We start from the raw sequence: 21,481 nt of genomic DNA, 5'->3' as shown, positions 1-21,481 counted from the left end.
CCCAGCTTACGGTTGTTCATCTTTACCGGGCTCGCCGCCCCTCTGGGTAGGGCTGTGCCCGACGTTGTACCAGTCCAGTTGACGAGTCAGTACCATAGTGCAGCCAAGCACCCCGAACACTAACAGCGAGCCCATCAACAGGGCGTAGTCCTCAGCTCTGAGCAGACCATACAAGAGTGCATATAGGGCAGCCAACAGTCCCGCGAATCCCAGCCCCCGCTGCCAGCTGCGCAACACCGCACTGGTATAAAAACCGATCAACCCAACGCAAGCCGCGGCGGAAATTATGTAGGCTTTGACGAAGGCGATATGCTCTGACAGTGACAACAGCAGCAGGTAGAACAACGCCAGCGCCAAACCTACCAGGGCATACTGTACCGGGTGCACCGCCAAGCGCTTGAGTATTTCAAACAGAAAGAAGGTGGCGAAGGTCAGGGTGATAAACAGCAATGCATATTTAATCGCGCGATCAGTTTTCAGGTACTGATCCACCGGATCGAGGAAGCTCACACCAAAGCGGCGATTAGTCAGGTTGTTACATTGATCCTCCCCATGACAGCGCCGCAGTATCTCCTCCAAGTTGGTGGCGAAAAAGCTGGTCTGCCATTCCGCAGTAAATCCTTGATCGTTTAAATCTCTACTACTGGGCAGGAAGTTGCCAAAGAAGCTCGGATGCGGCCAATCGGCCCTCATCATTACACGACTGTCACGACCCACCGGTACCAGGCTGAAGTGCTCGGTACCCTGCAGTTTGAGATCGAATGAAAACGCCAGGGTTTGGCCGCCTTCCGAATCCACCATTGGCAGCATAGCGTGCACACCATCACCGAGTATCGGTGCGCGACTGCCCGGTGCAAATTCCAATGTCTGGTTGTTCAAGCGCAATTTCAGATCGTTGCGGATACCGCGAATATCGTTGATACCTACCGATAAGTAAGGCGTGCTAAAGCGGTACTGATCCAAATTCGCTCCCAAGCCCAGTTTCTCCGGCACTCGGAACAAGCCACTGACCTTGCTATCGCTGTGGTACAGAAGCGCCTCATAGATACCCCGAGCACGCCGCTCGGTTGTCAGGTCGGCATCGAAGACAAAGCGCTCGGGCAGAAAATACAGGTGGCCGCGCTCCTCCCGCTGCTCCTTGTGCCTCTCACCGGTTTTTTCATTGGTTATCCACTTCCAGTATTTCTTGACGTAGGGCACCACTAAAATAGGGCCGGTAATTTGCTGGTTAAAGCTGGAACTGCGGGCAATATCCTTTAGCACATCACTCTGGTAACGCTTTCGCTCACTGATCAGGCCATCGATCATGGTCAGTGGAATAAGAAGCAACAAAATCAAAACAGCAATAGCGCCCAATTTAAAAGCCAGGGCTCGGTTCATGGTTCAGACCTCGGTATCCAATTTCGATAACCTCAGTCTGAGCTGCGAGTATGGATTGCCGATGGAGGCAATATGGAGAGTCTGGGGAGATTGTGTGGGGGCCAGTGGAAAGTAACTTTACCCATCAGGCTGCGGGCAAATTTAGACTGACCTCGACACCACCAGACACATTGCGGATCGACAGAGTACCGCCGTGTAACTCCGCCACCTCCTCAACAAAATTGAGTCCCAGTCCAGTACTCTTACGCCCGCCCCCAGGACGCGGCAGTGAATAGAAGCGCTCAGTAAGGCGCCCTAGGGCATATTCCGGGATTGCCTCGCCCCGATTGAACAAGCACACCTTGACCCATTCTCCACAGCATTCGGCTTTGACGCGAATCAGGCCGCCATCCGGGGTAAAATCCAGCGCGTTGTCCAGTAGGTTGGCCAGGGCCTGCCGCAGCAGAAAGCGCTCACCGTATAGCTGCAGTGCCGGTGCCAGCTCTTGCTCCACATGCAGCTGGGCGGCACTGATACGAACTCGCTGAGCCTCGATTAGCTCCTCAACGAGCGGCGCCAGCGGTATCGCCACTCGCTCCTCCAGCCCCTGACGCTGCTCCACCTGGGCCAGATGCAGCAGCCGTTCGCTTAACTGCTGCAATCGCTCGGCCTCCCGCTGGATATTGCCCACAAAACGCTGGTGCTGTTCGGTCGGCATATCACTATCGAGCAGCTCGGCGGCACCGCGAATGGCCGCCAATGGGCTCTTCAGTTCATGAGTCAGGGTGTGTACATAGCGCTCCACATAGTCCCTGCCCTCTAGTTCACTGCGCATCTGCTCTACCGCCACAGCCAGCTGCCCCAACTCTCCACTGGGTAACTGCGGCGGTTTTACCCTGTGGCCCGCACTGGCAGCCTGGGCATAATCGGTGAGTTTCCCCAGAGCACGACTGAGCCACCAGGACAGAAGGGCGCCTACCAACAAGCCGAGCACAACCAGCCCCGCACCCTGCCAGATCAAACGATGCTGCGAACGCTCGATATAGGGCTGCAAGGTTTGATTGGGCTTGGCTACCGAAACCACGCCGATAATCTGTTCGCCATCGCGGATTGGCGCCGCCACATACATGACGGAAGAATCTGGATTATTGGGGTCTTCGCGGGTGGATCGGGCACCGTAATCGCCACGCAAGGTCAGATAAACATCGTTCCAACGGGAGTAGTCCCGCCCAACCGCGAGGCCACTGGAGTCAAGTAATACTGTACCGCTGGCATCGGTGACATAGATGCGGTGATTGACCTGGCTCTTGGTATACCCCCAGATACTCGCCTCCGGGCGGCGACGACCATAGGCTTTAAGCACTTCGGGTAAATGACTTTGAGCCAAGTTACCGGCGATCACCGGGTCGCGCAGGATTTCCGCCAATAGATTAGCGGTATCCACCAGGGTTTCCTCAGTGGACTGGCGCACGCCGGGGCGAATCTCATCCATCACCGTGCCCAATACAAACCAACCGGCCAGCCCTACAAACAGGAAATAGACGGCAAAAATGCGTATCCCGAGCGGCATATTATTGCTCCGGGCAACAACTATATCCGAGGCCGCGATGGGTTTGGATTGGCTTGGAGTCTGGTGCTATCTCGCGAATTTTTGCCCGCAGCCCTTTGATGTGGCTGTCGACATTGCGCTCATACCCCACTTCCAAAGCCACCCCCAAAGCATCGAGCAATTGTGCACGGGAAAACACCCTTCCGGGCTGGGCCAGCAGGGTTTCCAATAGGCGGTACTCGTGGCGGGTCAGAGGCAATAACTGTTCGTGGAAGAGGATTTGGTAACTCACCGAATCGATACGGAAAGGGCCTTTAGCCTCAGATAGCTCTACTCTCTTTGAGCGTGGCGCTACCCTTTTGAGGATGGCCTTGACCCGCGCTGCCACCTCGCGCGGGCTGAAAGGTTTCACTACATAATCGTCTGCGCCAATTTCAAGCCCTACAACCCGGTCTATTTCCCCGTTGCGCGCAGTGAGAAAAATCACCGGCACTTCGGAGAAGCGTCGCAGTTGTTTACAGGCTTCGAAGCCACTGATATCCGGCAGTCCCACATCCAGAATCACCAAGTCGAAAGACTCACTCTTCAGCAGTGCTAATGCCTCGCCGGCAAGCGCCAGCCAGTGAGTGGTAAAACCCTCGGCCTGCAGCGCGTAAATCAGGGTATCGGCTATTGCGCCTTCGTCCTCGACGATCAATATTCTTGGCATGGAACCCTAAGCTCAAATTCCACCAGTGTATCTATTTTTGCCGCGCGGAAAGCGGTAACTCAAATAAAATCAGCAATTTCATCCAAGGGTTTTCTGCCGATAGCTGGCACCTGAGCACCTTCAGCGGGCAACCCAGCCACCAGAATCATATAGGGTTTTTCCTGTATAGGGCGGCCAAGAATTTCATTGAGAAATTTCATTGGACTGGGGGTGTGGGTCAGGGTCGCCACACCGGCATTATGCAGGGCAGCAATCAATATGCCTGTGGCGATACCTACCGATTCCGCGGTGTAATAGTTTTTTAATCGCTCACCATTTTCCGCACTGGAAAACTTCTTCAGAAAAATTGCAATCAGGTAGGGCGCCGTTTCAAGAAAAGGCTTGTGCGCATCTGTGCCCAGGGGTTCCAATGCGTTGAGCCATTCCTCTGAGGCACGGCGCTGGTAAAACTCGCGCTCCTCCTCTTCCGCGGCCAGGCGAATACGTCGTTTAACCTCGGCATTTTCAACGACGACAAAATGCCACGGCTGCATATTGGCCCCGCTGGGAGCGCTACCGGCGGCACGCACGGCGTCTTCGATAACCTCGCGGGGTACAGGTTTAACTGAGAAATCCCTCACCGAGCGGCGCCGGCGCATCAAACGGAAAAAGTCCCCTGCGCGACGGCGCATCTCGTCATCGTCAAGGCAAGTAAAATCCAGTGGCTGAAAGTTTTTATCGGGCTCCATAGCAAGCCCCTCACACCACGCCTTTGGTCTGCGCGATCAACACGCTGATCAACGACAGCAGGGTCAGCACCACCAGGAGCATGACGAACAACAACCAGGGGCGGAAGGGCTTGCGCTCCACTTGGTTGACCGCGCTTTGCAGATACTGATCGACCCGGGCCTGATCTTCCTCGGAGAGTCTCTTCTGGGAGATTTTGGTCATTGGCTGTTTCGCTCTTTATTGTTTTCTCCCGAGTGTAGGAGAAAGCGAAAAGCGACTCCATAAAAAAAGCCCCGCAAGGCGAGGCTTTTTTAGAATCTACCGAGAGGGCTGTTAGAACAGTTCCTCTTCCAGATCCATCAGGGTGGCGCTACCGGCATTGACGCTGCTGGCGAGTGCCTGGGTGCGCGGCAGTAAGCGCGCAAAATAGAAGCGTGCAGTTTTCACTTGGCCCTTGTAGAAGCTGTCCGCCTCCTGCTTGTCCAACGCAACTGCAACCACCTTGGCCCACATAAAGGCGTAAGCCACATAGCCAAACAGATGCAGGTATTCCACCGAAGCTGCACCCGGCGCGTGGGGGTCTTCCTTGGTTGCGGCGATCATTTTCTCTGTGGCTTCGCGCAGGCGCTGCAACTCAGCTGCCAGCGGCTGTACAAACTCAGCCATCGCCTCGCGGTCAACTTGGCTAGCGATAAAACGCTGTACATCCGCAGCAAATAGCTCGAACAGGGCGCCACCGCTGGCGACGGTCTTGCGACCCACCAAGTCCAATGCCTGAATACCGTTGGTGCCCTCGTAAATCTGGGTAATACGCACATCGCGCACCAGCTGCTCCTGGCCCCATTCACGAATATAACCATGACCGCCGAAAACCTGCTGGCCGATTACGGTGCAATCGAGGCCCATATCGGTAGTGAAGGCCTTGGCCACAGGGGTCAGCAAGGCCACCATAGCCTCGGCGTTCTTTTTCTCTTCACCCTCGCCGAACTTGGAGATATCCAGCCATTGAGCCACGTAAGTGGACAGGGCGCGGCCACCGCCCACCAGTGCTTTCTGGGTGAGTAGCATACGGCGCACATCGGGGTGCACGATAATCGGGTCGGCAGCTTTTTCCGGCTGCTGGGCACCGGCAGGAGAGCGGCTCTGGATACGATCGCGAGCGTATTCCAGGGCGTTTTGGTAGGAGCGATCAGAGGCGCCGAGGCCCTGGATACCCACACCCAGACGCTCGTAGTTCATCATGGTAAACATAGCGGCGAGGCCCTTGTTCTCCTCACCCACCAGCCAACCCTGAGCACCATCGAAATTCATCGCACAAGTAGCGGAGGCTTTAATGCCCATCTTGTGTTCAATGGAACCACAATTAACGTTATTGCTCTCGCCGATGCTGCCGTCTTCGCTCACCTTGTACTTCGGCACCAGGAACAGGGAAATGCCTTTAGGGCCCTTGGGTGCGTCCGGCAACTTGGCCAGTACCAGGTGAATTATATTTTCGGACAAGTCCTGGTCACCGCCGGTGATAAAGATCTTGCTGCCGCTAATACTGTAACTGCCGTCTTCGCGGGGCTCGGCCTTGGTGCGGATAATACCCAGGTCGGTGCCGGCGTGGGGCTCGGTCAGGTCCATGGCCCCGGCCCAGGTGCCCTCGTACATCTTGGGCAGGAATTTCTGTTTCAGCGCTTCACTGGCATGAGCATCGATCGCCAGGCAGGCACCGTTGGTCAGTACCGGGTAGAGAGCGAAGGAGATATTGGAGGCGTTGATCATTTCCTCGACCTGAGCGCCCAGCATCTTCGGCATACCCATGCCGCCGTACTCTGGGTTGCCCAACAGCGCGCCCCAGCCACCCTCACAGAAAGTGGCGTAGGCTTCTTTGAAGCCCGCAGGAGTGGTCACAACACCATCGTTCCAATCACAGCCCTCTTCGTCACCGCTGCGGTTAATCGGATCCAGGGTGTTGGAAGCCAACTTGGCCATCTCTTCGAGAATCGCATCTGCGGTCTCGCGATCCACAGCTCCGGCCAACCCGGGCAGTTCCGCCCAGAGTTTTTCCGCAGCAAATACTTCGTGCAGCAGGAAGTTCATCTCCCGCAGTGGCGCCTTGTAGTCGGCCATGCTCCCGGTCCTCATTCAGGTGTTTCAAACGCTTGTTTGAATCTAGGGCCGAAGGCGTACAAAGTCAACCAATTTGGGCCCTCTCGGGCCCGACTGAGAATGCTTTGATGAGGTGCTTTAGCTGGGTATCAGCGGGCGGATATCCAGGTGTTGAGCCGCTTCGCGGTAATCCCGCGTCTCGCTATGGGGCAGCACACCGAGCAACGGGGCCGGCAGCAGGGCCTCAAGGGTGGCCAGGTTTTCCTCGGCCCGTGCCATGCCCGGACGGACGAAGTTGGCCACCCAACCCGCCAGAGGCAGCCCATCGTGGCGGATCGCCTCGGCGGTCAGCAGTGCGTGGTTGATACAGCCGAGCTGCATGCCCACCACCAGAATCACCGGGGTATTCAACTCCCGCGGCAGTTGTGAAAGAAAGGCTCTGGGACCCAGGGGTGTGCGCCAACCACCGGCCCCCTCGATTAACACCAGATCAGCTCCGGCACACATCACACCGCGGCAGACTCCAGCCATGCGCGATACGTTGAGCTGCTTACCCGCCTCTATGGCGGCGATATGGGGGGCGATTGCCGGTTCCAATGCAAAAGGGTTCACCTGCTGGTAAGGCAGATGCAAAGTCATGGCCTCCTGTAACAGCAAGGCATCCTCATTGCGCAGTCCATATTCAGTTTGCTCACAACCGGAGGCCACCGGTTTTACCGCTGCGGTTTGCAATCCCACATTCGCGGCCGCTGTGAGTAGGGCCGCACTGACAAAGGTCTTGCCCACTTCGGTATCGGTACCGGCTACAAAATAACTTCTGCCCAAGACCAAGGCCTCCCCTATTCAAAAAGTTCAAATTTTTTCTTGTGGTGACTTTTCACGCCAGCCACTTGATGATAATTTAGTCGTGTAGCGCAGATTTTGAACAAATCAAGCCAAGCACTGATAACAAAGGCACGGGGCCGCGCTCACAAAATAATTCCCTCAAAAGGGGAAACTGCTCTGCAGGGACGCGGGAAATCTCGAAATAACTGAAAACATTCAAGCAGCTTAGAGACCATGCGATACCTGACTCTTGCCCTGTTGCTGGCGATGCCTCTGTTCGCCTCAGCAAAAGTAACTCCTGTCGATCATGTTGTTGTGTACAAGTCGAAGAAGCTGATGCAGCTGATTCGCGACGGCCGGGTAGTGAAAAGCTACACCGTCTCCTTCGGCGATAATCCCAGAGGACACAAGGTCCGCGAGGGAGATGAACGCACCCCCGAAGGGCGCTATACCCTCGACTGGAAAAACCCTAAAAGTCGCTTCTACCGCTCCATTCATGTGTCCTATCCAAATAAACAGGACCGTGCGCGGGCAGCCAAAATGGGGGTCAGCCCTGGCGGCGATATCATGATCCACGGCATCAAGCCCGAGTGGTCCTATATGGAGAGACACCTGCGCCGCAATAACTGGACCGATGGCTGTATCGCGGTGGCCTCCAACCGGGAAATGGACGAGATCTGGGCGCTGGTGAAAACCCCGATCCCCATCGATATCTACCCCTGATCGAGTCCACAAGCCAGCTTCATATAGATGACCTCGTAGCTTACCGGCAGCCCTCTGGGCTGCCTGAGGCCTTCATAGGCTTCGGCCAGTTGCTGTAACCTGGCACGCCCAGTCATCCCCCGCTTAGCGGCACGATTAATATTGTGTGCTCCCACACCTTTTAATTCCTTCATCAGCTGGCGCAGGCTTTCAAAATACAACAGGCGCTGCTCATCGAGCACCTCGCCATTAAATTGCGATTGCACCGCCGCTTCACGCCACTTTGCCAGGGGAAGGAAACGATTGACGTGTATATCGCCATCCACCTGGGCCCAGCTATTACGCAACTCTGCCAGCGTGCCCGGCCCCAATGTCGCCACCAGGCAGAATCCCTCTGGAGAGAGGACCCGACGCAACTCGGTAAACAGCTGTGGCAAGCGATAGCACCACTGCAGTGCCATACTGGAAAACACCAGATCTACGCTGTCATCTGCTAGGGGCAACTGTTCCGCATCTGCAACAATATAATCATCAGCCTGGGGGCGTTCTGTGCGAGCATAGCGCAACATATCTTCCGCCAGATCCAAGGCGATAATTCTCGCCTCGGGAAAATGTTGGCGCAGCAACTCACTACCAAAGCCAGTGCCGCTACCAAGGTCGACAATCGTGCGTGGCGTCCAGTGGCGATCCGCCATTTTCATCAACTGCCGGCACACCGCCCTCTGTATATGGGCGCAGTCGTCATAACTGGCGGCGGCGCGACCAAAAGAACGCGCCACCGCAGATTTATCGAAGGGCTCGGAAGTACCGCTATCAGAGGGAGACAGGCTCTCGACAAAATGCCGCAATCGCTCTGCCACTTGACGCGGCTGAGATAAATGCGGTTTATGACCACACCCCTCAATCACCTCTACCGCTGCACCACAGCCCTGGATCTCCTCTACGGCAGCTTGGGGCACCAGGGCATCCCGCTTGCCAAACAGGTGCAGAGAGGGGACTTTGAGTGTCTGCAGTAAATGGCGATTATCCAAACCCGCCAGGCAGTCCAGGGCCCGCTTCCAGGCTTCGGCATTGATATTGGGCCGGCGCTCTTTCAGCTGTTTGAGCAGGTCGCGCATGGCACTGTCACCATGGGACTGCAGGGCACAAAAGCGCTCCCAGATTGCGTAGGGGTCCTGCACAAAGGCCCTGCGAAATCTCTCAAAAACACGCCACTGCATACCCGGCCAGTTGTCCCGCTCCACAAAACAGGCATTGGCAGAGATGGTGACAACACCGAGGATTTTTTTCTGTCCCGGTCTGGCCGCCAACTGCAGGGCCAACATGCCTCCGAGAGAGTGCCCAACCAAAACACAGTTATTAGGCAGTTCGTTATACAGCCGTTGTAAAAGTGTCTCTAATTGTGGCCAAGGCTCGCCACTACGCTCCCCACACCCCGGTAATTCGATACAAGTCAAAGGTTGTGCCAGTTGTTCACGCACCGCTTCGAGTAGGGGCCGCCAGGGCCCTTTATCTCCCCCCCAACCGTGCAGGAATACCAGGTTCTCTATCTCAATCACAAAGGCACCGCTATTTTTTCCTGAAGCACAGCTACGAGGGCATCTACCAAAGCATCAATTTGGCTGTGGTTATGGGAGGCACTCAGGGTGATCCTCAGGCGAGCGGTACCTCTGGGCACGGTAGGTGGGCGAATAGCGCCCACTAGAAAACCGCGTTGCTCCAACTGTTTGGACACAGTCATCACCGTTTCTTCACAGCCCAACAGGAGTGGTTGAATCGCACTGGATGAATCCGTCAGAGGTAAATCCGCTTGCGCCGCACGCCGGCGGAAGTAAGTGATATTCGCCTGCAGGCGCTGGTTCAACTCGGGCGCATTGCGCATCAGTTCAATTGCGGCAATACAACCTGCCGCCACTGCCGGCGGCATACCGGTTGTATAAATATAAGGCCGTGCAAACTGCACCAAAAAATCGATCAACATACGCGAGCCGGCCACAAAGGCACCTGCATTGCCGGCGGCCTTTCCCAGCGTACCCATCAGTACCGGCACTTCATCCTGGCCGAGACCGGCGGCCGCGCAGCTGCCGGCAAGGGGCAGCTGTTCACTCCCCATCACTCCAAAGCCGTGGGCTTCATCCACCATCAGCCAGGCATCAAATTCCCAACACAGGGCAGCAATCTCCGCCAATTGAGCCCTGTCGCCGTCCATACTGTAGACCCCATCTACCGCCACCAGAGTATTGCCACCGCGTGCGGCCGCCCTTTGCAGCTGACGGCGCAGGGCTACTGGATCGTTGTGGGCAAAACGCAAACTGTTGGCGCCACACAAACGTGCGCCGTCTATCAGGGAGGCGTGGTTGAGCTTGTCGGAAATAACATTGTCCGCGCGGCCCAGCAGCGCACAGAGTGTCCCCACATTGGCCATATAACCACTGGAAAAAACCAGTGCGGCCTCGCGTCCGGTGACTTCGGCAAGGTTCTGTTGCAATTGTTGATGGACTTGAAGGTGGCCGTTAACCAAATGGGAAGCGGTGGCACCGGCGCCCAGCTCAGCACCGGCCTGCTGGGCACGGATAACTTCTGAGTGGCTTGCGAGTCCCAGGTAATCGTTACTACTAAAGGTCAGCAGCTTTCGCCCATCCACTACAGCGATGGGGCTGGGCGCCGTTTCCAGAGTTTTAATCTGGCGATAAAGATTGTCCCGATGCCGCTCATCGAGACGCTGGCGCAGGGTTTTATCCAGGGTCATTTGGCCGCATCGTAAAAGAAAGCGTCGTTTTGCTGCTCGGTAATCTGTGCATTCAACTCCGCTTCCACTGCGCTCTCATCGGCGTATTGTTGATACTCCTCCGGCTGGATACCCAGGCGGGAGAACAATTGCATATCCTTGTTGGCCTCGGGATTGGCGGTGGTCAGCAGCTTCTCGCCATAGAAGATGGAGTTGGCACCGGCGAGGAAAGCCATAGACTGCATCTCATCACTCATCTGTTCGCGCCCGGCGGACAGGCGCACATGGGACTTGGGCATCATAATGCGCGCTATGGCGATGCAGCGGATAAATTCGAAGGGGTCTAGATCCTTCTCCTGCTCCAGCGGCGTACCGGCTACTTTTACCAACATATTGATGGGCACCGACTCGGGGTGTTCAGGCAGGTTGGCCAGTTGCATCAGCAGGCCGGCGCGATCTTTGTCGCCCTCGCCCATGCCGACAATACCGCCGGCGCAGACTTTCATACCGGCGGCACGCACGCGCCCCAGTGTCTGCAACCTATCCTGGTAGGTGCGGGTGGTAATAATCTCGCCGTAATACTCCGGTGAGGTATCCAGATTGTGGTTGTAGTAATCGAGCCCAGCATCAGCTAATTCCTGCGCCTGGTCATCATTCAACATCCCCAAGGTCATACAGGTTTCCATACCCAGTGCCTTCACTTCGCGCACCATCTGGGTAACGTAAGGCATATCTTTTTTCTTGGGTGAGCGCCAAGCAGCTCCCATACAGAAGCGAGTGGCGCCGCCAGCCTTGGCCGCGCGAGCTTCTTCCAACACCTTCTCCACTTTCATCAATTTTTCCCGCTCCAGCCCAGTATCGTAACGGGCGCTCTGCGGGCAGTAGGCGCAATCTTCCGGGCAGGCGCCGGTCTTAATGGAACAGAGGGTGCTGACCTGGACCCGATTGGGATCGAAGTGTGTCCGGTGAACCTGCTGCGCGGTAAACATCAGATCGCTAAATGGCATAGCGAAGAGATCCAGAACCTGCTGACGGGTCCAGTCGTGGCGGATATCGGCGGCGGGCATAGTCTGGGCTGCAGTCACAAGCTTACTCTCTCTGTTACTGGAGTTGGGGTGCTGTTTTTATGTATTCGGGCGGGGTGACTGCAGAAGACAGCAGTGGCAAACTCGACCAAACAGACTGGCCAGTTTAGCCAGGCCCCACCTGCTGTCAACTCAGAAGCTCTCTTATGGTTTACAGCCTGATTTCAGCTCGACTCTCTCGCTACCTGACGCAGTGCTTGCTGTGCGGTGATAGAGCCGGTGACTTTGGTATCTGTGCCAGCTGTATCCGGGACCTGCCCTATCTGGGCCAGGCTTGTGAAAGCTGTGCGCTGCCGTTGGCCTCCAGCGCACGCCTGTGCCCCAGTTGTTTGCGCCAGCCGCCGCACTGCCAGAGGGTTCAGGCCGCCTGGCAGTATGCCTTTCCGGTGAACCAGCTAATCCAGCGCTTCAAGTACCAACGCGACCTGGCCGCCGGCCATAGCCTGGCGCAACTTGCCGCCACTTCAATAGCCCCACACAACGAGCCCCCCGACCTGCTCGCCCCCATTCCTCTCCACTGGCAGCGCTACTGGCAACGCGGCTACAACCAGGCACAACTAATCGCGAGCGAGTTGGGAAAGCAATGGCATTTGCCGGTGCAAGCGCGACTGTTGCGCAAAACTAGCGCCACCCGCACCCAGTCGCAGCTGCGCCGGCAACAACGCCTACGCAACCTACTGCAAAGTTTTGCCTTGCGTGAATCCGTTGAAGGAATGCATATCGGGCTGGTGGACGATGTCCTGACTACCGGAGCCACTCTGGAGGCGGCGGCACAGATACTCCTGAAAGCTGGTGCACACAAGGTCAGTGCGTTCGTTTTGGCCAGAACGCCATGACTCTTCGGCGCGACCGCAGATAGACCGATAGTCACAGAGACGTCACAATAACTTGCCTTGCCGTTCTGGCAGATAAATCCCAAACAAGCCGGCACCGCTAAAGGCTAAGGTTTTAATCAGTGACTAATTGCTCGCAGGTGTTTTGCTGCGAGCCAGGGATTCAGCGATGAGTGAACACAAGTTGCCACGGGGCATTGTCATCAGCGGCACCGGCCTGTGGACCCCACCGGAAGCGATCAGCAACGAAGAGCTGGTAGACGCCTACAATAGCTACGCTAAGCAGTACAACCTGGAGCACGCTCAAGCAATTGAATCCGGCGAACTGCAGCCCAAGCCACAGTCCTCTGCGGAATTTATCGAAAAGGCCTCCGGTATCAAGAGCCGCTATGTGGTGACCCGTGAAGGAATTCTCGATCCCGCGCGCATGCGCCCCTTTATTCCCGAGCGCAACGACGACGACCTGTGTGTTCAGGCGGAGATGGGGCTAAAAGCCGCCAAACTGGCGCTTGAGAAAGCCAATAAACAGGCCTCCGATGTCGACATGGTGATTGTTGGCGCTTCCTATATGCAACGCGCCTATCCCGCCATTGCCATCGAAATTCAGGGCGCCCTCGGCATCGATGGATTCGCTTTCGATATGGAAGTCGCCTGCTCCTCGGCAACATTTTCTCTACAGCGCGCGGTAGATGCCATCTGTTCCGGCGCCGCATGCACCGTGCTGGTGATCAATTCTGAATTGGCCTCACCGCAAGTGGACTTTACCGATCGCGACAGTCATTTCATCTTCGGAGATGTGGCGGTCGCCAGTGTGATCGAGCGCCGCGAGACCTGCAGCGTAGACACTGCCTGGGAAATCCTCGGCACCAAGGCCAAGACCGTCTACTCCAACAATATCCGCTCCAACTTCGGCTATGCTGCGCGCGCTGCCGATGTGGACCCTTTCGGCCCCGGCAAGTTGTTCCGCCAGAACGGCCGCAAGGTATTCAAGGAAGTCTGCCCCATGGCCGCCGCCCATATTGAGGAGCACCTAGGGGAGAGCGGCACCGATCCCCGCGAAGTGAGCCGCTACTGGCTGCACCAGGCCAACATCAATATGAATAATCTGATCGCCAAGAAACTGATGGGTGATGAAGCCAGCGCAGAACGCGCCCCGGTGGTGCTGGATCGCTACGCGAATACCGCTAGCGCCGGTTCTGTCATCGCCTTCAATCTGCACAGCGATGACCTGCAAGTAGGTGAGCGCGGAATTATCTGTTCCTTTGGCGCAGGCTACTCTATCGGCAGCTTGGTAGTGGAGAAAGTCGCTTTATAAACTAGCGCTCGACTCATTTCCGCACCAAAGACACAAAAAACCGGGCATCGCCCGGTTTTTTTAACTGCTCTCTTCACATTTTTGCTCCAGTTGCTGCAGCATATTTTCCGCCCAATTGATCCAGGTCTTCTCCGCCTCTATGCCTAACAGCAGTGTCTGGTGGGCCAGCCAATAGCGCTCCTGCAGGGCGGGGTCACTCTTAAGCACCCGCTCATTTTGTTCCCGATAATTCTCCAACAGCCCTCGGTGCCTGTGCAGCTGATCATTGAGAGCCGAACGCAACTCCTCTTGGCTCAAATGGTGGCCGGCAAACATACGCACTAAAAAGGGTTCGCGAATCTTCTGTGGTGCCGCTGGCTGAATGACCCAGTCGCGCAGCTCCGCACGCCCCTTGTCGGTGAGGCTGTAGACCTTTTTGTCCGGTTTGCCCTCCTGCGGTTGCTCCTCGCAATCCAGCAATCCTTCGTCGTGCAACTTGTGCAGCTCCCGATACATCTGCTGGTGGCTGGCGCTCCAGAAATGGGAAACACTGCGCTCGAAGCGGCGCTTTAGGTCGTAGCCACTGCCGGGCTCTATATCCAGCAGGGTGAGTACGGCATAGCGCAGGGACATGGCGGCTCCGATTCGTCTTATGCAAAGAGTTGCATATTAACCTCTGCGGCGCCATCGTGACCAGGAGGCGCGTTAAGCCAATAAGATAATTAGATTAATTTTCTAATAATTAGTAGGACGTTTATCTCGACAGACCTCACCAGTCGAGATGCAAGGCTAGCATTTACGCAATTTGGAGATATAATCGCCGGCCTGCCGCCATCTTGATATGGCGGCTCGAGGTTCAAGAGGTTGTCTGCTCCATGTCCGCGCCCGCATTAACACCATCCGGCCCCGACGCCGAACCAGCCGCACCCAACTCGCGACGCTGGGATTTCCTGCTCGATATCTTCGCCATGAACAGTTTTTCCTGGGCCGTGGCGATCCCCATCGAGCTGGTGTTGGCAGGTATGAGCTGGAGTGAGCACCTGAAAGTGCGTTTGATGGCGCTGGTGTTCAATACACTGATCGCTCGCCCTTTCAGCATGTACCGCAGCTGGATTGTGAACCGCTTTGGTGGCGGCGGTTTTGTAAATGCTTACCTGGTAGACACCTTTGTCTTCCTCAGCTTCCAGTTTCCCCTATATATGGCCAATATGCGCCTAGGCGGTGCCAGCTGGGACGAAATTGCCACAGCCAGTATCACTTTTATGCTGATCGCAGGCGCCTTGGGGCGGCCTTATGGAATTTATCTCGACTGGGTGCGCCGAGTGTGGATTAATACGCTGGTTCCCCTGCTGGGCAGACGCGCCATCTAAGGGGCACCAATACTCGATTGAGCATTACGAGAGAGGAGCATGACTGTGTTGACCGATAACGCCATTGAAAAAAGTTCTATGACCATTGGCGTGGTCGCCGGCACCCCCACAGACACCCGCTTTGGCCTGGATTTCCTCGCCGCGCGTCAGCTGCGTGGCGTCGGTATGTCTCTGTCAACATCGCCCCAGGAACAGACGCAACTGCAAGCGCTAGAGCGCGGCGCTCTCACCCAGCAGCTGATCGAAGCGATTGAACAGCTGCATCAGGCCGGCGCCGAAGCCGCCATGATCTACTGCAATTCCCTTTCCGGTGCGGTGGATATGGAAGCGGTCAAAGCCACCTCGCCAATTGAGGTGGTTTCTCCCCTTGAGGTATACGCCGAACTCACCCAGCGCTACCGCAACTTTGGCCTGCTCGCCGCCAACTGCCAAAGTTGCGCCAATATTGAGCGCGAAATCCTCGAGCGCAACACAACCGCCAAGGTGATCGGCATCGGCAATCTGCAGATCGTCGAAGATATTGAGGATGGCCTCGCCGCCGAGATGATCGTGCGTCAGCACGCTTTGGATGATCTGGTCGCGGCTCTGGTGAAAAGCGGCGTACAGATACTGATTCTGGGCTGCACACATTTCGATTATTTTTATCAGGAATTGCTCGCCCATTGTGATGGAATTCGCCTGTTTCTGCCTTCTGAGCGCATGTTGCAGTTATTGCAGGAACGTCTACCTCAGGCCGCTTGAATCAACCCTGATATTTTTATTTTTTTGCGTATTTTATCGAGGAACGCTGTGCCACCGATCTCGGTAAAATACGTCAACCTCGTGCAAAACCTCCCGCTATATAAGCCTATGTAATAGCGTGCAATTCTTCAGCATCAAGCCCCCCCCAAAAAAACCATCCTCTGTTTTTGGCGCAATAACTCTTGGCTAATGGCGATAGCGTTCATGCCTCTGACCGGATTATCCACCCGTTAGCCTGCCAGTCCTATAAAAATATCTCTTGTACGCCGTGCCATATTGCAGTATCAAACGCTCTGATCTTTTCGGGAGTATCGATCAAAACCTACCGCGAAAATCACACTGCGGACTGCAGGATTTAGTCCGCCCTAACACAAGTGGTTATAAGGATGATAAAAGCCATTTCTTCTGGGGGATTGCCCTCTCGTCGTGTTTTTTTTCACGCTCTGCTAGCCGGAGCACTACTGTGCGGCTCAGTATTAATCTCCACCACCGCACAAGCCATTGAATTAAATGCTCTGCAGCAACAAATTCCTATTTACTGGTTGATCGCGGCGCTGATTTTAACTGTGCTAATTTGTGCTTTTACACTCAATAGACAACTGAGTCTGCGCAAATTGCGTAAAGAGAGTGCAGAGCGTGTCGATAATATCAGCGCTGAAAACAGTAATTTGTTTCAGCAGGTGCATAGCCGCAACAGTGAATTTCTCGCCCTAGAGAAGCAACTCGAAGAAACTCGTGAAAGCCTCGAATTACTGCGCCAGGAAAAATCCGATCTGCTCACTATAGTACGCCACCAATTGCACCACCCCCTGGATACATTGATGGGCACCCTCAACCTGATTGGACGCAGCGAGGACAACAATATCAAAGCGCTGGTTGAAATCGGCAAGCGCCAGTTAAACGCCGCTCTCAAATCTCTGGACGATTTACGTCAGATCGGCAAGGTGGAAACCGTGGAGCTGAAACTTCCCAAGGAAGTGCTCGGCAATACCGGCAGCGGCCTCGCCATCCTGTTGGTGGAAAATAATAAACACGAATCCCTACAAGCGCCGCTGGAAGCCATGGGCCACCATGTACAAAGGGAATGTAACGGTATCGACGGCAGCAGCGCCGCCCTCCAAAAAAACTTTGACTTAATCCTGACCGACACCCATCTACCACTGATGGATGGCGTGGAGGCAGTACGAGAAATTCGCCGCGAACGGGGCAACGATTTACCCATTTTCGCCCTGCTGCAATCTGCCAAAACCGGCGATAAAGAGCGCTATCAGGCCCGAGGTTTTACCGGCGTACTTACCCACCCAATTGCCGATCGCCAGCTAATGCAACTGATGCAATGGGCTTCACGGCGCACGCAGGGGACGTCACCACAACAAAAAAACCGCCCCACCCAGCTGCTCAACACCAGTGCTCTTTTACGCCAGCAGGACACTCTCGATCACCTGACCTTCGCCGAGCTACTCAGTGACCGCAGCGCCACCCTACCCAAACGAATCACTGCGCTCACCAGCGCCCTCACCGGCCGCCACTGGTTGGATGCAGAAAAACAGGCGCAGGATGTCGCCCGGGCAGCGGCAGAGGTGGGGCTCGATAGCGTAGCCAGTCGTCTGCGCAGTCTCGCCGCCAACCTCTCCATCGACAGCGAGCGCGAACACTGCCGTCAGCAGCGTACAGAATTACTGCAACTGATGCGGGAATCGGTGCGACAGCTGAAGGCATGGCGCGAGCGCAATGTGCACACCGAGTGGGCACTAAAATAACATGGGACGTCACGACACCCTGGGCTCTTCACCGACTGTCGTGTAAAAATACCATTCCAACGCAGTCAAGTTGAATTGCGCATTGGGGACCACACTATATTTTTCAGAGTCCACAAGAGAATAAAGTTATGTCAGAGCAGTACCCCACACGCTCCCAGGAGGCCCGCGAACAGAGTGGTCGAGATCTGGCCATCATGGTCTACCTGATCCAGGCCATCAGCCTATTTACCGCGGTTCCGTTTTTTGTTGGCGTACTGATTAACTATTTCAAGCGCAGCGATGTACGCGGCACCCTGGCGGAGTCCCATTTCCGCTGGCAGATCCGCACTTTCTGGTTCTGGTTGCTGTGGACTGTGGTTGGTTCTTTGACCTTTTGGGTTTTCGGTCTCGGCTATGTGATTCTCGCCGTAAACTGGATTTGGGTTATCTACCGGGTTATTCGCGGCTGGCTGCGCCTAGTCGATCGCCGCCCCGCTTATGACTATTACTAAAAACCCAGCCCGCGTGAAAATCTCGCGCGGGCACTTCTGCCCTATGCAAATAGGGGATATTTAAAAATTCCCTATAAATTTCACGCCTTCCTTACCAATTTACTCTTCGCTTTTTCCAATTTAATTTCCCCCTGATTAGCTCCCGCCTAAAAAAATCTGGTCGAGAGCTCTCTCTAATAGCCGATAAAATACCTGGCATGATATTTATACCTGCTGGATTATAAATTTTCTAAAAAACAACCTTTATCGTAAGACCTTTCCTTTATTTATCATTATTTAAGTAAATTTATTACTGAAAAACTCTTTTATTTTGGCAGCACAGCCTCCTTGCGAAAAAATTATGCGAAGATAAAGCCCGGTACTTTCACCGGATATCGTTAGGGAGAAAAAGGCTTGTGAGTCAGGATCAAAACACCCCGTTGCGGGAGGACGTCCGCCTACTCGGCGAGGAGCTCGGTTCGGTATTGCGCGAGCAAGCCGGTGATTCGCTATTTAATACTGTGGAAACCATCCGCCAGGCCGCAGTGGAAAGCCGCAGTAGCGGAGAGATGCAGGTGGATCGCTTACACCAGCTGCTGGACCCTCTCGACGACGACACATTGTTGGAAGTGGCGCGCGCCTTTAGCCAGTTTTTGAATCTCGCCAATATCGCCGAGCAACGCCATCGCGAACGCCTGCACCGGCAGCACCAGCGTTTTTCTGGCGACCCAGATACAGACCGCGGCCTGCGCCAGGTATTGGCGGAACTAAAGAACAACAATCGCTCAACCGACGATATACACACCGCACTCAGGGATCTCTCCGTGGAGCTGGTCCTCACCGCCCATCCCACCGAGGTCACCCGTCGGACTCTGATCCGCAAGTACGACCACGTCGCCAATCTCCTCGCCGCACTGGACCGACCAGACCTTACCCAGGAAGAGAGCCGCGAGTTGAGACGTCATCTGCACGAGCAAATACTCTCTGCCTGGAGCACCGATGAAATTCGCCGTGAGAGGCCCACGCCGGTAGACGAAGCCAAGTGGGGCTTCGCCACCATTGAACAGTCCCTATGGCAGGCAGTACCCCAGACTATGCGCGCCATTGAGGAGGAACTAGCCCTAGCGGGATTACCGCCACTGCCGGATAACTGGGTGCCCATACGCTTCGCCTCCTGGATGGGTGGCGACCGCGACGGCAACCCCAATGTCACCGCAGCGGTAACCCGTAAGGTATTACTGCTGGCGCGCTGGATGGCCGCCGACCTTCTCTTGCGCGATGTGGAAAACCTCCTGGCCGATCTATCCATGCACAAGGCCAGCGAGGAATTACTGGCACAAACAGGCCCAAGCCATGAGCCGTACCGGCTCATACTCCGCCGGGTGCGCTACCGCTTGCGCAATACTCGCGCGCAACTGGAGGCCCGCATTAACGAACAGCAGGAACCAGCGGGTGCAGTATTTCACAGCGGTCAACAACTGCTCACTGAGCTGAACCTGATCGACAGCTCTTTGCGCGCGGTGGGGCTCTCGGCTATCGCCGATGGCCAGCTCAAAGACACCCTGCGCCGGCTCAATTGCTTCGGTATCACCCTGTTGCGCCTGGATATTCGTCAGGAATCCACCCGCCATATGGATGCCATCGACGCTATCACACGCTATCTGGGGCTGGGGAATTACGCCACCTGGGATGAGCAGAGCAAACTGGACTTCCTCCTGGCAGAGCTGGATAACCGCCGGCCATTAATCGATGAGGATTTCTACCATACGGATTTCTGCGATGGGGATGTGCGCGAGGTATTAGAAACCTGCAAGGTGATTGCTGAGCAGGGCCACGAGGGGTTTGGTGCCTATGTGATTTCCATGGCGAAAAAGCCCTCCGATGTGTTGGCGGTCATGTTGCTGCAAAAAATTGCCGGGGTAACCCAACCTATGCGCGTGGTGCCATTGTTTGAAACCTTGGACGATCTCAATAATGCTGCCGACACCATGAGTACCCTGCTCAATATTCCCCAGTACAAACAGCGCGTGCTGGAGGGCCAGGAGGTAATGATCGGCTACTCAGACTCGGCCAAGGATGCCGGCTTCCTCGGCGCGGCCTGGGCGCAGTTCAGTACTCAGGAGGCGCTCACCCAAATTTTCCGCAATCACGGCATTCCCCTAACACTGTTCCACGGCCGTGGCGGCTCTATTTCCCGCGGCGGCTCTCCAACGCGCATGGCACTGTTATCTCAACCACCGGGCTCAGTGGCTGGGCGTATCCGCGTTACCGAGCAGGGAGAGATGATCCGCTTCAAATACGGCCGCCCCTCCGTTGCCGCCTACAATCTGGAGCAGTATGTGGCCGCCACACTGGAGGCTACCCTGATGCCACCGGCCCAGCCTCGTCCCGAGTGGCGCAATCAGATGGAACGCCTCACGGAAGTCTCGGTGCAGAGTTACCGCGAAGTGGTGCGTGACGACCCGGCTCTGGTGGCCTACCTGCGCACCGTCACCCCAGAGACGGAACTCCGCCGTCTGGCTCTCGGTAGTCGGCCGGCGAAGCGCAAGCCCGGTGGCGGCGTAGAAACCCTACGCGCCATTCCCTGGGTATTCGCCTGGACCCAGATGCGCCTGATGCTACCCGCCTGGCTCGGCACCGGCACCGCCCTGGAACAAGCCCTAAAACAGGCAGACGAAGCCGACACCCTGGGAGAAATGAGTCGTGAGTGGCCCTTCTTCCAGGGCGTGGTGGATATGCTGGAGATGGTTTTGGCGAAATCCGATACCCGTGTCGCCTCCTGGTATGAGGAACGCCTCACAGACAACAAGGAGCTGATAGAGCTGGGGGAAAGCCTGCGCGAACGCCTGGCTCATACAGTGAGTGCTTTGCAGCAACTCACCGGTCGCGAAAGTCTGTTGGACAATAACCCAGTGATGCGTTGGTCCATCCGCGTGCGCGATCCCTATACCGATCCACTGCATTTGCTTCAGGCCGAATTAATGGCGCGTCTGCGCGAGCGGGAGAATGACGCTGTGTTGGAGAGTGCCCTAATGGTAACGATCGCCGGTATCGCCGCAGGCATGCGCAATACCGGATAACCGTTGGCGGGCAGAGTCCCCCACTCTGCTCGCCTACACCCTCGCTCCTATAAAAAGCCTGATATATGGCCAATCAAATTAAATCGAGGCACTACCAGATACCAGGGCAACTCCTACACTGCACGATACACCACGCCCCCATACAATCGATAAGTGTCCATATACTCTTCTGCT

19 protein-coding genes are annotated in these 21,481 nt (G+C 55.8%); 8 read left to right on the top strand and 11 right to left on the bottom strand.

Annotated elements, in window-relative coordinates; genetic code table 11:
- Positions 1–6: 6 nt before the first annotated feature.
- The 7 genes from creD to bioD form a co-directional block, all read right to left on the bottom strand.
- A complete protein-coding gene (creD, locus tag ACJJIJ_RS20060; RefSeq protein ID WP_252084316.1) occupies positions 7–1,380 on the bottom strand; it encodes a cell envelope integrity protein CreD in 1,374 nt (457 codons plus the stop codon).
- Positions 1,381–1,504: 124 nt separating this feature from the next.
- Positions 1,505–2,929 carry a two-component system sensor histidine kinase CreC gene (gene creC / locus ACJJIJ_RS20055; protein WP_444938257.1) on the bottom strand — a complete coding sequence of 475 codons (1,425 nt, stop codon included), beginning with the start codon at positions 2,927–2,929 and terminating at the stop codon, positions 1,505–1,507.
- 1 nt (position 2,930) lies between these two features.
- Entirely contained in the window at positions 2,931–3,617 is a 687-nt protein-coding gene (gene creB / locus ACJJIJ_RS20050) for a two-component system response regulator CreB (RefSeq protein WP_252084314.1), read from the bottom strand.
- 59 nt (positions 3,618–3,676) lie between these two features.
- Entirely contained in the window at positions 3,677–4,345 is a 669-nt protein-coding gene (locus tag ACJJIJ_RS20045; RefSeq protein ID WP_444899202.1) for a nitroreductase family protein, read from the bottom strand.
- A gap of 10 nt (positions 4,346–4,355) precedes the next feature.
- Complete coding sequence (locus ACJJIJ_RS20040; protein ID WP_444938256.1) at positions 4,356–4,547, bottom strand: DUF3094 family protein; 192 nt, start codon at positions 4,545–4,547, stop codon at positions 4,356–4,358.
- Between the two features lie 111 nt (positions 4,548–4,658).
- Positions 4,659–6,440 (bottom strand): acyl-CoA dehydrogenase C-terminal domain-containing protein, encoded by a 1,782-nt coding sequence (locus tag ACJJIJ_RS20035; RefSeq protein ID WP_444938255.1) that lies wholly within the window; start codon positions 6,438–6,440, stop codon positions 4,659–4,661.
- A 117-nt stretch (positions 6,441–6,557) separates the two neighbouring features.
- Positions 6,558–7,250, bottom strand: coding sequence for a dethiobiotin synthase (bioD, locus tag ACJJIJ_RS20030; RefSeq protein WP_444887877.1), 693 nt, complete (start codon positions 7,248–7,250; stop codon positions 6,558–6,560).
- Positions 7,251–7,478: 228 nt separating this feature from the next.
- Here bioD and ACJJIJ_RS20025 point away from each other — a divergent pair, with 228 nt between their 5' ends.
- Entirely contained in the window at positions 7,479–7,967 is a 489-nt protein-coding gene (locus tag ACJJIJ_RS20025; protein ID WP_444887876.1) for a L,D-transpeptidase family protein, read from the top strand.
- Here the strand turns inward: ACJJIJ_RS20025 and bioC are convergent.
- From bioC to bioB, 3 genes are read right to left on the bottom strand one after another with little or no spacing between them, the layout of a single operon-like run.
- Positions 7,958–9,505, bottom strand: a complete 1,548-nt coding sequence (bioC, locus tag ACJJIJ_RS20020) for a malonyl-ACP O-methyltransferase BioC (RefSeq protein WP_444938254.1) — start codon at positions 9,503–9,505, stop codon at positions 7,958–7,960. The genes ACJJIJ_RS20025 and bioC overlap by 10 nt on opposite strands.
- The gene (gene bioF, locus ACJJIJ_RS20015) at positions 9,502–10,695 is read right to left on the bottom strand and encodes an 8-amino-7-oxononanoate synthase (RefSeq protein WP_444938253.1); all 1,194 of its coding nucleotides are present in this window, start codon (positions 10,693–10,695) and stop codon (positions 9,502–9,504) included. Before bioF ends, bioC begins: the two co-directional genes overlap by 4 nt.
- Positions 10,692–11,741, bottom strand: a complete 1,050-nt coding sequence (bioB, locus tag ACJJIJ_RS20010; RefSeq protein WP_444939595.1) for a biotin synthase BioB — start codon at positions 11,739–11,741, stop codon at positions 10,692–10,694. Before bioB ends, bioF begins: the two co-directional genes overlap by 4 nt.
- Before the next feature lie 164 nt (positions 11,742–11,905).
- Here bioB and ACJJIJ_RS20005 point away from each other — a divergent pair, with 164 nt between their 5' ends.
- Positions 11,906–12,595, top strand: coding sequence for a ComF family protein (locus tag ACJJIJ_RS20005; protein WP_444887873.1), 690 nt, complete (start codon positions 11,906–11,908; stop codon positions 12,593–12,595).
- A 166-nt stretch (positions 12,596–12,761) separates the two neighbouring features.
- On the top strand, positions 12,762–13,907 hold the full coding sequence (locus ACJJIJ_RS20000) for a beta-ketoacyl-ACP synthase III (RefSeq protein ID WP_444938252.1): 1,146 nt from the start codon (positions 12,762–12,764) through the stop codon (positions 13,905–13,907).
- 60 nt (positions 13,908–13,967) lie between these two features.
- Here ACJJIJ_RS20000 and ACJJIJ_RS19995 read toward each other — a convergent pair whose 3' ends face one another.
- Positions 13,968–14,519, bottom strand: coding sequence for a PadR family transcriptional regulator (locus ACJJIJ_RS19995; protein ID WP_444887871.1), 552 nt, complete (start codon positions 14,517–14,519; stop codon positions 13,968–13,970).
- A 242-nt stretch (positions 14,520–14,761) separates the two neighbouring features.
- Between ACJJIJ_RS19995 and alaE the strand changes: the two genes are divergently transcribed.
- The 5 genes from alaE (at position 14,762) to ppc (ending at position 21,307) form a co-directional block, all read left to right on the top strand.
- Positions 14,762–15,256: an L-alanine exporter AlaE gene (gene alaE / locus ACJJIJ_RS19990; RefSeq protein WP_252084304.1), complete on the top strand. Its 495-nt coding sequence runs from the start codon at positions 14,762–14,764 to the stop codon at positions 15,254–15,256.
- Between the two features lie 39 nt (positions 15,257–15,295).
- Complete coding sequence (locus ACJJIJ_RS19985) at positions 15,296–15,997, top strand: aspartate/glutamate racemase family protein (RefSeq protein WP_444938251.1); 702 nt, start codon at positions 15,296–15,298, stop codon at positions 15,995–15,997.
- Between the two features lie 386 nt (positions 15,998–16,383).
- A complete protein-coding gene (locus tag ACJJIJ_RS19980; RefSeq protein ID WP_444938250.1) occupies positions 16,384–17,757 on the top strand; it encodes an ATP-binding response regulator in 1,374 nt (457 codons plus the stop codon).
- Between the two features lie 128 nt (positions 17,758–17,885).
- Positions 17,886–18,248, top strand: a complete 363-nt coding sequence (locus tag ACJJIJ_RS19975; protein ID WP_252084301.1) for a DUF4870 family protein — start codon at positions 17,886–17,888, stop codon at positions 18,246–18,248.
- Positions 18,249–18,643: 395 nt separating this feature from the next.
- Positions 18,644–21,307, top strand: a complete 2,664-nt coding sequence (gene ppc, locus ACJJIJ_RS19970; RefSeq protein WP_444938249.1) for a phosphoenolpyruvate carboxylase — start codon at positions 18,644–18,646, stop codon at positions 21,305–21,307.
- The last annotated feature ends 174 nt before the right edge of the window (positions 21,308–21,481 follow it).

This window comes from Microbulbifer mixtoriginis (SeqCode), assembly GCF_052467945.1.
Note: the sequence above shows the minus strand (reverse complement) of the source record. Positions and strands in the feature narration are given on the sequence as shown.

Excerpts from the sequence above, each read along its gene's own strand:
- alaE (WP_252084304.1), top strand. The coding sequence starts at position 14,762 with ATGTCCGCGCCCGCATTAACACCATCCGGCCCCGACGCCGAACCAGCC.
- bioF (WP_444938253.1), bottom strand. The coding sequence starts at position 10,695 with ATGACCCTGGATAAAACCCTGCGCCAGCGTCTCGATGAGCGGCATCGG.
- ACJJIJ_RS19975 (WP_252084301.1), top strand. The coding sequence starts at position 17,886 with ATGTCAGAGCAGTACCCCACACGCTCCCAGGAGGCCCGCGAACAGAGT.
- creD (WP_252084316.1), bottom strand. The coding sequence starts at position 1,380 with ATGAACCGAGCCCTGGCTTTTAAATTGGGCGCTATTGCTGTTTTGATT.
- bioB (WP_444939595.1), bottom strand. The coding sequence starts at position 11,741 with ATGCCCGCCGCCGATATCCGCCACGACTGGACCCGTCAGCAGGTTCTG.
- ACJJIJ_RS20045 (WP_444899202.1), bottom strand. The coding sequence starts at position 4,345 with ATGGAGCCCGATAAAAACTTTCAGCCACTGGATTTTACTTGCCTTGAC.
- creC (WP_444938257.1), bottom strand. The coding sequence starts at position 2,929 with ATGCCGCTCGGGATACGCATTTTTGCCGTCTATTTCCTGTTTGTAGGG.
- ACJJIJ_RS19980 (WP_444938250.1), top strand. The coding sequence starts at position 16,384 with ATGATAAAAGCCATTTCTTCTGGGGGATTGCCCTCTCGTCGTGTTTTT.
- creB (WP_252084314.1), bottom strand. The coding sequence starts at position 3,617 with ATGCCAAGAATATTGATCGTCGAGGACGAAGGCGCAATAGCCGATACC.
- ACJJIJ_RS20035 (WP_444938255.1), bottom strand. The coding sequence starts at position 6,440 with ATGGCCGACTACAAGGCGCCACTGCGGGAGATGAACTTCCTGCTGCAC.
- ACJJIJ_RS19985 (WP_444938251.1), top strand. The coding sequence starts at position 15,296 with ATGACTGTGTTGACCGATAACGCCATTGAAAAAAGTTCTATGACCATT.
- ACJJIJ_RS19995 (WP_444887871.1), bottom strand. The coding sequence starts at position 14,519 with ATGTCCCTGCGCTATGCCGTACTCACCCTGCTGGATATAGAGCCCGGC.
- ACJJIJ_RS20040 (WP_444938256.1), bottom strand. The coding sequence starts at position 4,547 with ATGACCAAAATCTCCCAGAAGAGACTCTCCGAGGAAGATCAGGCCCGG.
- ACJJIJ_RS20005 (WP_444887873.1), top strand. The coding sequence starts at position 11,906 with ATGGTTTACAGCCTGATTTCAGCTCGACTCTCTCGCTACCTGACGCAG.
- ACJJIJ_RS20025 (WP_444887876.1), top strand. The coding sequence starts at position 7,479 with ATGCGATACCTGACTCTTGCCCTGTTGCTGGCGATGCCTCTGTTCGCC.
- ACJJIJ_RS20000 (WP_444938252.1), top strand. The coding sequence starts at position 12,762 with ATGAGTGAACACAAGTTGCCACGGGGCATTGTCATCAGCGGCACCGGC.